Origin of the sequence: Marinilactibacillus sp. XAAS-LB27, assembly GCF_036039175.1 — a bacterium.
In the GTDB taxonomy this organism is placed as follows: Bacteria; Bacillota; Bacilli; order Lactobacillales; family Carnobacteriaceae_A; genus Marinilactibacillus.
Genome location: NZ_JAYXKP010000007.1, coordinates 128,247 through 143,365, shown reverse-complemented (window position 1 = coordinate 143,365; position 15,119 = coordinate 128,247). Strand labels below are relative to the sequence as shown.

Below are 15,119 nucleotides of genomic sequence, written 5' to 3'. Positions count from 1 at the left end.
ATATTTATTAGGTGTTCACTTTTTTGTCTCATTTTCAGAAAAACTATACAAGATCAACGTTTACTGTTATGAAAACAATGAAAACGTATAACAATATCTCTCTATTTAGTTGTTCACAATTCTTTCACAAAGAATTATTTTAGTGGGTTGTTTTCTAAAATAAAGTCCCTATACTTGGCAAAAGTGTTATCAATTCAAAAGCTTCGATATACACTTGAATTTAGCGTTGGCCTTATTTATCAAGTACATGCACTTATCCTTGAGTCAACTTAGATTCGCCCTATTACATTATTGCTTATAAACGACTCACGAATAACTGGAGGTTATTATATTGTACAAAGACATGACAAAAGGCAACCCACTCAAATTGATCGTAATGTTTTCCATCCCACTGATTCTTGGAAATTTATTCCAACAAATGTATCAAATGGCTGATACGTTTATCGTTAGTAAAACGATTGGTGTCGAAGCTTTCGCTGCAGTAGGTGCTACCGGAAGTATTAACGGTCTGATACTCGGACTAGCTATAGGTCTAACGGCCGGATTGTCCGTTATTACCGCTCAACGTTTCGGTCAAAAAGACGAAACTAAAATTAGACAGAACTTAGCAGCAAGCGTCATTATTTCAGGAACAATGAGTGTCATTTTAACTATTTTGGCTGTTATCTTTACTCGCCAGATTCTAGAATTTATGAACACACCCGCTGAATTGATTGAACATTCTAATAGTTATTTATCGGTATTGTTTTCAGGTATCGGCGCTGCTGTGATGTTCAACCTGATTTCTAATGTTTTACGTTCTATTGGAAATAGCCGTGCACCTTTATTCTTTTTGATCATCACTTCAATTTTAAATATTGGTTTAGATTTACTCTTTATTCTTGTATTCGATATGGGCGTTGCGGGTGCTGGTCTAGCAACTGTGATTTCTCAGTTTGTTGCAAGTATTGTTGGCTTGATTTACATCAAACGTTATGTCCCAATTCTTAGAATCCATAAAGAAGATTGGGCAGCTGGTTTCAAACAAATCAAGGAACATGCTGCAATTGCTTTCCCAATGGGCTTCCAAAGCTCCATTATTGCAATTGGATCTATTGCGATTCAAATGACATTGAATAGCCTTGGACCAACTGCAGTAGCTGCAACAACTGCTGCTCAAAAAATTGATGGGATCGCAACACTTCCATTGGTATCTTTCGGTATTACTATGGCGACTTTCGCTGCTCAAAACTATGGTGCCGGAAAAGTTGAACGTGTCTGGCAAGGTGTTCGTACGACAATGAAAGTTGTGTTAACTTATAGTGCTGTTGTAGGACTATTACTTGTCTTATTCGGTCGTAACTTGACTAGCTTGTTTGTTGGATCAGAAAGTACTGAGATATTAGAACTATCTCAATTGTACTTTATAACCAACGCTTCTTTCTACTTCTTACTAGCTATGCTATTTATTTACCGTTACACTTTACAAGGCTTAGGTAGAAGTACAGCACCTACCTTGGCTGGAATTATGGAATTATTTTCAAGAGTTGCTGCTGCGCTCCTTCTTTCTAACACTTTAGGATTTGCAGGCGTAACACTTTCTAATGCTTTGGCTTGGTTAGCTGCTTTGATTCCACTGACTTTTTCATACTACAGTTTGAAACGTCAATTATCTGGCGAAGAACGTCCCAAATTACTGCCTAAACTTGCAGAATTGATTCGTTAAAATTTTATACTAAAAGAAGTCCATTGCTTAAAAATATAAGCAGTGGACTTCTTTTTTACTTATCTAATTGATTCACCCAGTCTTCTACAATACGAGCAAACTGGTTTGGGTCTTCCAAATGCGCACCATGACCGACTTTCTTCATCATACAAGACGTGCCATTTCCAACAAGATCTGCACATGTAGCAGCGAATTCTCCAGGCCAATGCGGACTATGCTCCACTCCAACGAATAAGGCTGGCTTCTTCATTTTCTGCAAACTCTCTCGCCAATCGCCTTTTACGTAGTCCTCAAACAGAGGTAGTTTTTCTTTTACAGAAAAAAGAGAGACTTGTCTTATGATCATCGTATTTAATAACAACCAAAGCACTTTAAGCTTAGGAATCCGCCTTACTGGAGTGGTTAGACGTTTCGTATGATTAGTAAGAGAAGCTACCGATCTTCCAGCAAATCCTTCATTCCATGTAGCGTCATTCAGCATTTTAGGTGTCTGATCTACAAAAATAGCACCAGTAATATCTTGATCTCCAAATTGATCTAAGTAACTCATAATGACAGATGCACCTAAAGAGTGGCCAATGAGGATAGGATGATCTAATTGCATGAATTGAATGAATTCATCAAGATCTTTTCCCTGCTTTTGCATCGTCAGCTCTTCTAGTCTTGCTTTTGTTTCTCCTTCAAATCGTCTTTCCAGACCAATAACACGGTACTTGTTTTTTAATTTCTTTACAACATACCGATAAGTTTGAACGCTCGTCTGAGCGCCTGCCAATACTACAATCGGTCTTCCTTCTCCAACATCAAAGTAATACAGTAAAGCACCATCTTCTGTTGGAAATGGCTTAACTCGTTCTAATTTCAATGCTCATTCTCCCGTTTTCTCTAAAGTACGTTCACTTGATTTTGTTCATAATACAGTTCAGATACTGAATGCTTTTGAAAAACTTCCAGTAGCTGGTCAAAGTCCTCTACTGTATCAGCCTTTTTTAACTGATTAAGGGGTATCCATTTCACTTCTCCCTCATCTGAAGAAACTAATGTCCCCTTGTATACATCTGTTTTATAAAGAAAAACTATGTAACGCTCATCCAACTCCGTTTGAAATTGCTTCACTCCACAAAGCTGAAGGCTACTTACTTCTAAACCAGTTTCTTCTTTTACTTCTCGGATAGCCGATTCAACAAAGGATTCCCCTTTTTCTACTTTTCCTCCGGGAAACGCTAGGCCTTTCCACGTTTTTATGCGATCTTGTACAACGACATTTCCTTTGCCATCTTCAATCATGACCATATTCGTTAGTATTGTCTTTTCCATACTACACCTCAAACTTCGTATCTTTTCTCTAGTATAACAAATATTACAAATAAGTGTTGACTTCCAAACTGTATGCACTATATAATACAGCCATCAAGTGTATTATGTAGTGCATACAGTCTCGACTCTCTATTTATCTTTTGTGTATTAAATGGTTAACACACTTTTTGACAACTTATTTTCTGATGGATAAGCTTGATATAAGAGCCTTTAGACAGAAACAAAACACGACTATTTTATTAAAATGTTTCACGGGAAACATTTTTCTAGATTGAAAGAACCACATTTTCACATAGAAAGGAGTACTTAAGATGAAGCTTACACTGAATAAACGAGACCCGATTTACTTACAAGTTATAGCCTACCTGAAGCAAGAGATTATTTCTGGTCAGCTACAACCTGGACAAGAAATTCCCTCTAGGAGACAACTGGCAAACGACTTAAAAATCAATCCTAATACTGTTCAACGAGCGTATAGCGAAATGGAGGCAGAACAATTGATTTATACAGAACCAAATCGTCCAAGCAAAGTGACTGAAGATCCTAATACACTAAAAAATTTGAGAAACGAATGGTTTAACCACGCTGTTAAAGACTTCGTCGTCGCTATCAAAACGGTGGATATTTCAATTGAAGAAGTAACAGATATGATCAAAACTGAAATGAACAAACAACCTTAGGAGGTTAAAATATGCTTGAAATTAAAGATATTCACAAAAAATTTGGAAGAAAACAGGTTCTTAAAGGGGTATCCTTCACTGCTGAAAAAGGCGATATTACTTGTTTGATTGGAATCAACGGTGTTGGTAAGACGACAATCTTGAACTCTATTATGAAACTCACCCCTATTCAAAAAGGAGAAGTTTTAATAGATGGTCAGCCTCAGTCACCTGACATGTATAACCACATCGCTTTTATACCAGATGCTTCTATCATGCTTCCTGGAATGACGATACAGGAAACAATAGAATTTATGAAAGATTTTTATGAGGTTTGGAACGATAAGCGCGCGAAAGATTTAATCCGCTTTTTCCGACTAAAACTTACCGATAAGCTTCAAGACCTATCTAAAGGTAATCAGGCCAAAGTGAATTTACTTGTTGGACTTGCTTTGGATGTAGATTACATATTAATGGATGAACCCTTTTCCGGTATAGACATTTTCACTAGAGAACAAATTACCGAAGTCTTCAGTAGTCACCTTGTAGACGATCGTGGTGTGTTAATTACCACGCACGAGATCAATGATATTGAACATTTAATCGACAAAGTCGTCTTACTAGGTGAAGGAACCATCTTAAAAGAATTCTACGCTGAAGAAATGAGAGAAAAAGAAGGTCTATCTGTAGTTGATGTAATGAGAGAGGTGTATAACGCATGAAAAAGCCATTAGCACATTTTATTCGCTTATTGAATTTTGAATTTGAACGTATGTATAAATTTCTAGTTGGAATTATGTCCGTCGTTGTTGTTTCTAACTTGATTGGGTTTATAGTAGTGCCTTTGTCTTATATGAGTGACGCAAGAGAAACTATATCTTCAGAGTCACTGAGTATAGCACAGTATTTATCAACCTATTCTCCATTCTCTTTGAACACAGTATTAGGTTCTTTATGGATCTATGGCCCATTGGCTCTGGGCATAATCGGATTTATGTTTTTCGCTATCTTCACTTGGTACAGAGAGTGGTTCGGAAAAAACACCTTTGTTTATCGCTTGCTTATGTTACCAATTTCTAGAATGTACATTTACTCTGCGAAAATTCTTACGGTTTTTCTTGGAATATTTAGCTTACTGACGCTTCAATACATTGTGATTTGGATTGGACAATTCATTAGTCGTTCTTTAATTTCATCCGAATTTTATAATCGAGTAACTCTAGCAGAAGCCTTTGATTCAAATCAAATCCTTCAATTTCTTTTACCGAGTTCGATGGAATTATTCTTCATTTTTTACTTACTAGGATTTTTATTTATTCTAGTCCTTTATACAGCTATTTTGCTTGAAAGAAGTTACCAGCTTAGAGGATTTTTAATGGGTTTAGTATTTAGCATCTTTAGCTTGTTACTAATTGTTTCCCCCCATTTACTGCCTGCTATCTTCAGAAACTACTATATACTTTTTCCCTCTGAGGAGTTGTTAGCTACTATTTTACTAGCTATTGTCGTAGGAGCATTCTCGATAGGGACAAGCCGATATTTGCTAAAACATAAAATCACAATATAGAAAGGAAGACTCGTATGAAAAAATACACAAAGTTGTTTAGCTTTTTCATTTTCTCAATAGTTTTTTTAAGTATCTATTGTATCTCTAAAGTTGCCGCCCAACCAAGTAAGGTTGACCTCGTATTTACTACCTTTGAAGGCGAGGAAACTTATTTAGAGCCGCTTGTATTAACAGGATTCGCTTCCAGTACTCCAAGCGAAACAGATCCTCGTTTCACATATAAAGACGGCCAATTTTCTTACCAAAAACAACAATCTCTATTTAAAAACATAGATCGAGTAGATAATCCACGTATTGATTCTCTTCGAGAAAACTATCGATCTTTTGTCAGAGGAAAGAATCCTTTTAATCACTACAGCGAAACAGAGGACTTAGTCGTTTATACCAACACTAATTATGAAACTTATTGGCAAAGTAATGATTATAGTATAGAAATCTCTGTACTTGATAAATCCGATGAGTCCGTTTCAGACTACACATTAAAGTTTCCTGAAGATGAATCTAAATTATTCACATTAGAAAGTGTAAACATTAGTTATCCAAATGTTTACTATACGATTACCAGTTCTGAAGAGTTGAAATTGTACTCAACGAACTTAACTGATAACAACCCGACCTTAACATTAGAGCAGAACTTTACTGATCAATTAGGACCTAATACTACTAGTTATTCTATGTTTAATACTAATGAAGCGAACGATACTTTCTTAGAGCTTGGCACTTTAGTGGCGACTGGATCTTATTCCAGTTACGAAGCACAGTTATCTCATCTTTATAGTTACGATACAGGTGACATACTTGAAATCGATGCAATCCAAAATGAAGATACAGTAAATACAGTATACAATGAAGATGATATTTATCTTTACGGTGAAACCGAAGATCATTTCACCCTTCAACAAGTCGACTTTGAAGGTGGGAATTCTGAGAATACAGTAGAGTTTGAAAAACAAAGATTACCTCAGAGAGAAACTTCCGAAGCCGATGAACTTTACTATAGTACAATAGGTATCAAAGATGGTGCTCTTTACACAAGCATATCTGACTATCAAGAAGATCTAAGTAGACAAGGTCTTCAAGTCAATGACATTCAAACTGGTGAGCTATTATACTTCGGTATGATAGAACCTAATGATGTAGATGTTTGGTCATCTAACTATTATTTAACTGATTAATCCTTTGCAAGAGACTAGCCCTTTAAGACTAGTCTCTTTTTGTATGGTAAAATTACTCTACAAATAACTAAAGGAGGCTACCCATTGCAGTATAGTATTTCTATATTGGCTCCGTTTGAGACGGATTCTTTTTCGTCGAACTTATTTGAACAGGTTACACCTCTACTCACTCGATTGGAATCAGATTACTATAATACTCAACTTAAAGTGACTATAGATCAGTCTATTGTTGCTGTAGCGGTCAGCTGGTCTAATCCCTTTCACCCTCATGCTAAGTATTTCAGGATTTACTTAGATGATTCTGTAAAAGAATCCAATGCACTCAAAAATCAGCTTCTTGAAAGTTTGGAAACATCTCCAACTTCTACTGCCGACCGTTTCATTTGTGCTTTGATGAGTAACCAAACATCAATGATCCGTACTCTAGAGTCTAATCATTATGAGTTGATTCGTAAAACTTACGAGTCCGAATGGACGCTAGATCAATGCCTGAATAAATTATCTATTTCAGCGCATACAAATACCTTGTCCTATAAGGATGTCTTTCAAGACGCTCAGCTTAAAAATCAGCTGATTACTTTACTTAAACAAAATTACGAAAATACGCATTTAGTCAATCCCACTGCTGATATGACCTTACACGAGTGGGAATCGTTCTTGCTTAATGAAGAACCCGACTTAGAATTAAGTCTCGTTGCTCTAGATGATCATGGAATTACAGCTTATGTAACTGTTTTTCAATCAGAGACTCGTGTAGAAGTCGCTTGGTTAGGTATGAGGGAAGCTTATCCGACATCCTTTCTCTCTTTAAAATGTTTGTTTAAAACTCAACTGTTCTTATTTAAACAACGTGAAATTAATTTGATTGAACCTGAAATTGATACAACCGATCATTTTGCGTTAGGTCTATTTTCATTTATAGACTATTTAGAAGAAGAAAGTTTTCAAACTTACCGTAAATTTATCTAAAACTCTCTGTTTCTGTACCCTAGATTTTCTTAATATAAATTGTTATACTGTTTTAAAATTATAGTACGTTAAATAAACTAATTGAATCTACGAATTCTAGAATGGATGAACTCATGTCACACTCTTCAAGACAAAGCTTAACTAAAAGTAACCGAATCGTTGTTAAGGTTGGGACTAGTACGATTATGTATCCAAATGGTTCTATCAATTTACAGAGATTAGAAAAACTAGCCTTCGTGTTAAGCGACTTAAAAAATCAGGGAAAACAAGTGATTCTTGTCTCTTCAGGAGCTATCGGTGTTGGACTCGCACGTATGAATCTAACAGAAAGACCCGTAACGATTCCCGAACAGCAAGCAATCGCTGCAATCGGCCAGACAGAATTAATGAATTTATATAGCCAATTCTTCTATCATTATGGTCATCAAGTTGGCCAAGTCCTTTTGACCAAAGATGTGATTGATTTCCCCGTTAGTCGAGAAAATACGGCCAATACCTTTGAACAATTGCTAATTAAAAATGTAATTCCTATCGTGAATGAAAATGATACAGTTTCTGTAGAAGAACTGGACCATCTGACGCGTTTTGGGGACAATGATACCTTGTCAGCTCTTGTTTTAGAAATCACCGATTCGGACTTACTGGTTTTACTTTCTGACATTGACGGCTTTTATGACAAGAATCCCACTCACAACGAAGATGCGCTACTCTTTGATACGATTCAAGAAATCACCGAAGATACGTATGCTTTAGCGAATGACGCTGGATCTCGTTTTGGAACAGGCGGCATGACAACTAAACTGAGCGCTGCCGAGCAAGTCCTTGCTCTTAAAAAACAAATGGTCCTTGCGAATGGCGAGGATCCTACTGTTCTATTTGATATACTCAAAGGAAGCCATGTCGGCACCCTATTTACCCCTCTGAAGAAAGGAGACATCTTATGACTGACTTAATAACTTTAGGAAAACAGGCAAAAGCAGCTACTCGACTTTTGTCACACGCGTCTACGAAGGATAAAAACGTTGCCCTTCGTAAAATGGCTCAGTCTTTACTGGACCACAAAGAAGCTATTTTAAAAGCCAATCAATTAGATACAACTTCTGCAGCTGAAAATGGTGTTTCGGAAACAATGCTGGACCGTTTGACACTCACGTCAGAACGCATCGAGGCGATGGCTGAAGGACTTGTGGATATCACCCTACTTCCAGACCCGATCGGTTTAGTCAAAAATATGTGGACAAATGAAGCTGGACTAAGAATTGGTCAACAGACTGTCCCTCTTGGTGTCATTGGAATCATTTATGAATCTCGTCCCAATGTAACTTCAGACGCTGCTGGACTTTGTTTCAAATCTGGTAATGTCGTGATATTACGAGGTGGAAAAGAAGCATTCCACTCCAATAAAGAGATTGTAAGTGTACTTCAAGAAGGTTTGAAAGAAACAGCTTTTCCTAAAGAAGTTATCCAGTTCGTCGAAGATACTTCTAGAGAAACAGCACGCGCACTCATGCAACTAAACCGTTACTTGGATGTTTTGATTCCTCGAGGTGGAGCTAACTTAATTAAGACGGTTGTTGAAAATGCAACAGTTCCGGTTATTGAAACTGGAACTGGGAATTGCCACGTTTATATTGATCAATCTGCCGAGCTTGAAATGGCCAAAGATATTATCGTTAATGCCAAGACGACAAGACCTTCTGTTTGTAACGCTGCAGAAACCTTGCTCATACACGAATCTGTCGCTAATGAATTCTTACCGGTTATTGAGTCCGCATTAGCTGAGTGGAATGTTGAGTTACGAGCTGATGCAGCTGCTCAAGCGATTTTTAGCCAATCGATTCCTGCAACTGAAGAGGATTGGGAAACAGAATTCCTAGACTACATTTTGGCAGTCAAGGTTGTTTCTTCTATAGATGACGCGATTGCTCATATCAACCAATACAGTACAGGTCACTCTGAAGCGATTGTCACAAGTGACTATAGCGCTAGTCAGCAATTCCATAAAGAAGTAGATTCAGCTGCTGTCTATGTCAATGCTTCAACTCGTTTCACCGATGGATTCGAGTTTGGCTTCGGTGCAGAGATTGGCATTAGTACACAAAAACTACACGCTAGAGGGCCTATGGGCTTGCCTGAACTAACTTCTACAAAGTATATTATCTTTGGAGAGGGACAAATCAGATAAATTTAAAAGGCAATGGACATCCTGAATTGGATCTCCATTGCCTTTCCTTTTTTAATTGACTTTTTTATCCATCATTTTTGTTTGAGTCTCTTTGGTGATATCCATCATAGACTGGAAAAATTTCGTTAACTCTTCTTCAAATTGCTTGTCTTCTAAGCGTCCAACATTTTTTTCAATGACTTTTTGCTCGCGACTAGCGTCCAACACAGGTAAATCATGTTGTATCTTGTATTCTCCGACTTTTAAAACTGTCTTTAGACGGGCTTCAAATAGTCGGGTCAGGTCCTGATCGATTGCGTCGATCTCTTGACGGTACTGTTCTAACTCACTCATTATGCTGACCTCCCATCATTAAATCCATCAACCCTAGAGCAGTCACTGCTTCTAGTACAGGCAACACACGTGGTACGATACACGGATCATGTCTGCCTACTACTTCGAGTTCTGCCGCTTTTCCTTCTTCGATGTTGATTGTTTGTTGTTTCTTTTTAATAGAAGCTGGTGGCTTGACAGCTGCTCGGAATACAACCGGCATTCCATAAGTGATTCCCCCGATAATTCCGCCATTGTTGTTGGAACGGGTTTTAATCTTTCCATCTTCATTATAGTAGTATTCGTCGTTTGCTTCAGAACCACGCATTTTCGTAATATCAAATCCTGTTCCGAACTCGATTCCTTTAATTGCAGGCACTGCAAAGACAAGATGCGCTAACTGCGATTCCACAGAATCAAAGAACGGATTACCGTAACCTGCATCTAGTCCTAAGACGAAGGTCTCTACGACACCACCGACAGAATCGCCGTCATCTTTGGCTTCAATAATCAGATCTTTCATTTCTGCTTCTTTTGTTTCGTTGAATAAAGGTAGTTGTTGTTCTTTAAATTTCTCAATCTGTTCAAGTGTCACTTCTTTTTGATCGGCAAATGATTCATCTTCGATTGTACCGATAGACTGAATATGCGAACCAACCGTTACCCCTTTTTGTTTCAGCCATTGCTTACAGATTGCGCCAGCGAATACTAAAGGTGCCGTGATTCTTCCGGAGAAGTGTCCACTCCCTCTATGATCGTTGTGTCCTTTATAGCGCATACGTCCTGGATAATCGGCTTGACCCGGTCTCATCACATTTTTGAGTAAGCTGTAATCTTTTGAGCGTGTATTGGTATTCCAGATGATTGCCGTGAGTGGCGCTCCCGTTGTTTTCCCATCTAAAAGTCCGCTTAAAATCTCAGGAAGATCTTTTTCTTTTCTAGGTGTGGTTAATTCGTTTCTACCCGGTGCTCTTCTAGCCATTTCAACGAGTACTTCATCCATATCTACTTCCATACCAGATGGTAAACCATTAATCGTAATACCGATTGCTATACCGTGTGATTCTCCAAATATGGATACTTGGATGTTTTTACCCCATACTCCACTCATCTGTTCTTCCTCCTACTTCTTTGAAAACTTCCCAGAAATCGGGATATGATTTTTTAACGCATTCTGGATCCTTTAATTGAATAGGCTCTTCGCATACTGTTGAAGCGACCGCTAGCATCATAGCCATTCGGTGATCTTTATGACTCCAGACTTCTGCCCCACCTTTAAGGCTTTTGACACCTTCAATATGCAACTGATCTTCTACAATCTTAATTTGTGCGCCTATTGCGGCTAACTCTTTTTGAGTCGCGACTAATCGGTCACTTTCTTTGATACGGAGTCTTTCCAGATTAATCAGTTTAGTCTTACCTTTGCTTAGGGCAGCCGCCAGTGCAACGGTTGGAATAATATCTGGAACTTGAGATCCATCGATGATCCGTTCCTCTTCATTAGCACCAAGCTGTTCAAGTATACGAACAATCTCGCGGTCTCCTTGTAAGGAGTCCTGATCTAAGCCTTCTACTTTAATTTCATTACCAAGTAATTGTGCACTTAACCAGAACGCTGCTTGAGAATAATCTCCTTCTACTGTGTAGTCCCTAGCTTGATAGTGTTGGTTGCCTTTGATTTTAAATGTTTTATACCCATCGTCATGTTTAACGGTTATCCCAAATGCTGACAAGACAGACAAGGTTAAATCTATATACCCTTTAGATTCAAGGTGTGTCGTGATTTCAATCTTTGAATCACCATCAAGTAACGGGAGTGTTAGTAGCATACCTGTGATGAATTGCGAGCTGATATCGCCGCGCATTTCAAAAGTTCCTGACTTCAACTGTCCCTGTATGGTTAGGTCCAACTGTTTTGATGTTCCGGCTTCATATCTCAAGCCCTGATGTTCAAACAATTCTCGGTAAGTTTCCAAGGGTCTTTGACCTAATTTCCCTTGTCCTACAAAGTGTGTTGACCCTTCAAAAAGAGTGGCTAAGGGTACAAAGAATCTCAACGTAGAGCCCGACTCATTACAATCGATTTCTTGACTTATTCTTGTAGTATCTAGTCCGCATCCATTAATTATTAAGGTATTTCCTGTTTGTTCAATCGTTGCACCAAAAGCACGCACACCTTCCATCGTCGCTATAATATCATCAGAGAGTTGAATGTTACGAATCACACTTTGCCCTTTTGCGAGACCTGCACAGATCACTGCTCGGTGTGCCATACTTTTAGAGGGAGGAACGGTAACCGTGCCTTTCAATCTATTTGGTTCTATCGTTATCATTGTCACGGTTTGATTCCTCCTGTTTCCAGTATACTAAAAAACTGTCGATCTGTTTTGATCCTTCGTGCCTGACCAATCCTATCTAAGACGATCACATTCAAACTTCCTCTGAAGTTTTTCTTATCTTTTTCTATATAAGGTAAAATTTCAGCGTAATCTGCTGGTTGTTCTAACTCTGTCGGTAATTGATGATTTTCAAGGATCTCAATCATTTTTTCAGTTGTTCCGGCTTTTGTTAACTGTTTTTCTTCTGCGATTTTGGAGAGTTCGACCATTCCAATCGCAACCCCTTGACCATGTGAGTAGACTTCATAATGGTAAAAGGCTTCGATTGCGTGCCCTAGAGTATGTCCAAAGTTTAGTAGCATACGCTCACTAGTATCTTTCTCATCAGCTTGTACAACGACTTTTTTGATCGTACAACAAGTTTCAATCACCCATTCGATTTGATCCATCACTTCTTCTCTTGAAGACATCTCCATCAAACTCTCAAATAGAGCCTGGTCTTTGATACATCCGTACTTGATGACTTCTGCCATACCGTCTGCGAATGCCTGGTCTGTTAAAGTTTTTAAAACCAGTGGATCGATCAGAACGAGTTCAGGATGGTAGAAAGCACCGACTAGATTTTTACCTTCTGGCAAATCTACACCAACTTTTCCACCGACACTACTATCTACCTGTGCTAATAGCGTTGTCGGAATCTGTACAAAAGAAATACCTCTCAAGTAAGTCGCTGCTGCAAATCCTGTGATGTCTCCCACTACTCCGCCACCGAGTGCAATAATTAAATCACTTCTGGTCAAGCCACATTCAATCAATTGACTGAATATAGCGGGCATAGAACTAAAAGTTTTGGTTTGCTCACCTGGTGGTAAGACAATGCACTGAACTTCGAATCCTGCTTTCTTTAATTGATTCAAAACAATTTCTCCATAGTGTGTATGGACTGTCTCATCTGTTACGATCATAATTTTTTGACCGTTGAATAGCGCAGAGATTTCTCTACCAACCTGATTCAATAGGTTTTTCTCAATTTTTAATGCATAACTTGTCTCCTGAGCAGGAACTTCTACGATTAATTCAGGCATGTCTTTCCTCCTTTAAATTATTTAGATAAGATTGTTGAGGCCGCTTGAATGGAACGTCCTTCGATTTCAGCTAGTTTGCTTGCTTTGACCATTAATTCTTCAAATTCATCTGGTGTTAAACATTGTTCGCCATCGCTCCATGCGTTTGCTGGATCATCGTGTACTTCAATCATCAGACCGTCTGCTCCAGCAGCTATTCCTGCTTTTGCTCCAGCTTCTACCAGGTAAGACATTCCACCAGCATGACTTGGGTCAATAATAATAGGCAAGTGAGATAATTTTTTAATAACCGGTACTGCTTGAATATCTAGTGTATTTCTTGTTTCTGTTTCAAATGTACGAATACCACGTTCACATAAAATGACGTTTTCATTTCCTTCAGACATGATGTATTCAGCTGACATTAACCATTCTTGGTATGTTGCAGATAGGCCTCGTTTTAACAAGACGGGTGTCTGTGTTTTTCCGACTTCTTTTAGAAGATCGAAGTTTTGCATATTGCGGGCGCCGATTTGGATCATATCAACAGAGTCAACGAACTCGTCAATCCATTTAGTCGACATCAATTCTGTAACGATCGGTAGACCCGTTTCAGCTTTAGCTGCTTGTAGCATTTTCAAGCCTTCTAATTCAAGACCTTGGAAGCTGTATGGAGAAGTTCTAGGCTTGAATGCTCCTCCTCTTAGGAAGTTCGCTCCGGCAGCTTTGATACGTTTGGCAACATGAATGATTTGTTCTTCACTCTCTACTGAACAAGGTCCAGCAATGATTCCTAATTGTCCGCCACCAATGGTTTCTTTGTCAATTTTGATAATAGAGTTTTCTGGATGGAACTTTCTATTTGCTCGTTTGTAAGGATCTTCTACACGCACGATTTGGTCAACTTCTTTCAGTGCTTGTAACTGGTGTGTATCGATCCCACTAGTATCTCCAATCAATCCTAAAAAGTCTCTTTTGATATCTGAAAAATGACTAACAGATACACCTTTTGCTTCAAGTCTTGCTGTAATATCCTTCACTGCTGCTGCGGTTGTACCTTGTTTTAATACGATTATCATGTTTATTCTCCTCTTTTTTAAATAATTTTGTAAAGACACCAGACCATTACTGGTTCATATCGTTCTTCTACTTTGTGTTCGGGGTATTTCTCTTTTTCAAACACGTCCTCACTAATGATGGTATACTTCAAGTTTTTCTTACAAAAAGCTGTCCATGCTTTGTATTTACTGTCTGCAAAATTAATCAGCGTATGTTCTGCTGTTGATTCCAAATACTTTTTCATGAATATAGTGGTGGCCGGATGAATCATGGCTGAATTTTCTGAGTATTTAGTGTTTCTGACCAGTACCATCGGTTTGGTTTTCTTCTGAAAAACTTCAACGAGTTCTACTTTATCCCAGTAGTCATAGTTGAATTCTTTCCATCCGTAATCCCTTCTAGCACTTTTGAAAGCAACCGGAAACAGTACATGTTCACCTTTCAGTGAATCGATATTGTGTAGCAAATTGTCAAATGACGGATAGGCTACAATATCATCTTCCTCAGATTTGATGAATGATTCAGCTGCTGCATAGCTATCTGTACTACTTGGTCCTAATGTATGGATAATCATGTATTCATCCCTCACTATTTTCTTAAATATTGGTATTCTCGTTTTACAAACTTTCGATTACGATTGAACAGCTGGCTTCAAAGCTGCTTGTCTATATTTGCTTCGAACGTTCGCCTAGTATTGTGGCCGTAACTCGCTTTGCTTCGAACAGGCGCCTGTTGGCTGTGGTGACTACGCTCTCTTCGTTCGCCTAG

16 protein-coding genes are annotated in these 15,119 nt (G+C 38.3%); 8 read left to right on the top strand and 8 right to left on the bottom strand.

Annotated features, from left to right (window positions below; translation table 11 throughout):
• Nucleotides 1–331 precede the first annotated feature (331 nt).
• The gene (locus VXN63_RS09935) at nucleotides 332–1,705 is read left to right on the top strand and encodes an MATE family efflux transporter (RefSeq protein ID WP_327757906.1); all 1,374 of its coding nucleotides are present in this window, start codon (nucleotides 332–334) and stop codon (nucleotides 1,703–1,705) included.
• Nucleotides 1,706–1,760: 55 nt separating this feature from the next.
• On the opposite strand, the gene VXN63_RS09930 is transcribed toward VXN63_RS09935, so the two are convergent.
• Both VXN63_RS09930 and VXN63_RS09925 read right to left on the bottom strand, forming a co-directional pair.
• Complete coding sequence (locus VXN63_RS09930; RefSeq protein ID WP_327757904.1) at nucleotides 1,761–2,570, bottom strand: alpha/beta fold hydrolase; 810 nt, start codon at nucleotides 2,568–2,570, stop codon at nucleotides 1,761–1,763.
• Between the two features lie 20 nt (nucleotides 2,571–2,590).
• The gene (locus VXN63_RS09925) at nucleotides 2,591–3,022 is read right to left on the bottom strand and encodes an 8-oxo-dGTP diphosphatase (protein ID WP_327757903.1); all 432 of its coding nucleotides are present in this window, start codon (nucleotides 3,020–3,022) and stop codon (nucleotides 2,591–2,593) included.
• Nucleotides 3,023–3,333: 311 nt separating this feature from the next.
• Between VXN63_RS09925 and VXN63_RS09920 the strand changes: the two genes are divergently transcribed.
• From VXN63_RS09920 to VXN63_RS09890, 7 genes are all read left to right on the top strand, one after another.
• A complete protein-coding gene (locus VXN63_RS09920) occupies nucleotides 3,334–3,702 on the top strand; it encodes a GntR family transcriptional regulator (protein WP_327757902.1) in 369 nt (122 codons plus the stop codon).
• An 11-nt stretch (nucleotides 3,703–3,713) separates the two neighbouring features.
• Nucleotides 3,714–4,403, top strand: a complete 690-nt coding sequence (locus tag VXN63_RS09915; protein WP_327757901.1) for an ABC transporter ATP-binding protein — start codon at nucleotides 3,714–3,716, stop codon at nucleotides 4,401–4,403.
• Nucleotides 4,400–5,248, top strand: a complete 849-nt coding sequence (locus tag VXN63_RS09910) for a hypothetical protein (protein ID WP_327757900.1) — start codon at nucleotides 4,400–4,402, stop codon at nucleotides 5,246–5,248. Before VXN63_RS09915 ends, VXN63_RS09910 begins: the two co-directional genes overlap by 4 nt.
• Nucleotides 5,249–5,262: 14 nt before the next feature.
• Nucleotides 5,263–6,423, top strand: coding sequence for a hypothetical protein (locus VXN63_RS09905; protein ID WP_327757899.1), 1,161 nt, complete (start codon nucleotides 5,263–5,265; stop codon nucleotides 6,421–6,423).
• Nucleotides 6,424–6,507: 84 nt separating this feature from the next.
• The gene (locus VXN63_RS09900) at nucleotides 6,508–7,392 is read left to right on the top strand and encodes a hypothetical protein (protein ID WP_327757898.1); all 885 of its coding nucleotides are present in this window, start codon (nucleotides 6,508–6,510) and stop codon (nucleotides 7,390–7,392) included.
• 113 nt (nucleotides 7,393–7,505) lie between these two features.
• Complete coding sequence (gene proB / locus VXN63_RS09895; protein ID WP_327757897.1) at nucleotides 7,506–8,336, top strand: glutamate 5-kinase; 831 nt, start codon at nucleotides 7,506–7,508, stop codon at nucleotides 8,334–8,336.
• Nucleotides 8,333–9,577 (top strand): glutamate-5-semialdehyde dehydrogenase, encoded by a 1,245-nt coding sequence (locus VXN63_RS09890; protein WP_327757896.1) that lies wholly within the window; start codon nucleotides 8,333–8,335, stop codon nucleotides 9,575–9,577. Before proB ends, VXN63_RS09890 begins: the two co-directional genes overlap by 4 nt.
• A gap of 51 nt (nucleotides 9,578–9,628) precedes the next feature.
• Here the strand turns inward: VXN63_RS09890 and VXN63_RS09885 are convergent, their stop codons facing one another.
• The 6 genes from VXN63_RS09885 to VXN63_RS09860 are packed head-to-tail and all read right to left on the bottom strand — an operon-like array spanning nucleotide 9,629 to nucleotide 14,925.
• Entirely contained in the window at nucleotides 9,629–9,910 is a 282-nt protein-coding gene (locus VXN63_RS09885) for a chorismate mutase (protein ID WP_327757895.1), read from the bottom strand.
• Nucleotides 9,903–11,000: a chorismate synthase gene (aroC, locus tag VXN63_RS09880; RefSeq protein WP_327757894.1), complete on the bottom strand. Its 1,098-nt coding sequence runs from the start codon at nucleotides 10,998–11,000 to the stop codon at nucleotides 9,903–9,905. Before aroC ends, VXN63_RS09885 begins: the two co-directional genes overlap by 8 nt.
• Nucleotides 10,981–12,222 carry a 3-phosphoshikimate 1-carboxyvinyltransferase gene (gene aroA / locus VXN63_RS09875; protein WP_327757941.1) on the bottom strand — a complete coding sequence of 414 codons (1,242 nt, stop codon included), beginning with the start codon at nucleotides 12,220–12,222 and terminating at the stop codon, nucleotides 10,981–10,983. The genes aroC and aroA overlap by 20 nt, the downstream gene beginning before the upstream one ends.
• Before the next feature lie 2 nt (nucleotides 12,223–12,224).
• Complete coding sequence (gene aroB, locus VXN63_RS09870) at nucleotides 12,225–13,313, bottom strand: 3-dehydroquinate synthase (protein WP_327757893.1); 1,089 nt, start codon at nucleotides 13,311–13,313, stop codon at nucleotides 12,225–12,227.
• A 17-nt stretch (nucleotides 13,314–13,330) separates the two neighbouring features.
• Nucleotides 13,331–14,371 (bottom strand): 3-deoxy-7-phosphoheptulonate synthase, encoded by a 1,041-nt coding sequence (aroF, locus tag VXN63_RS09865; RefSeq protein ID WP_327757892.1) that lies wholly within the window; start codon nucleotides 14,369–14,371, stop codon nucleotides 13,331–13,333.
• Between the two features lie 17 nt (nucleotides 14,372–14,388).
• Complete coding sequence (locus tag VXN63_RS09860; protein WP_327757890.1) at nucleotides 14,389–14,925, bottom strand: hypothetical protein; 537 nt, start codon at nucleotides 14,923–14,925, stop codon at nucleotides 14,389–14,391.
• Nucleotides 14,926–15,119 lie beyond the last annotated feature (194 nt).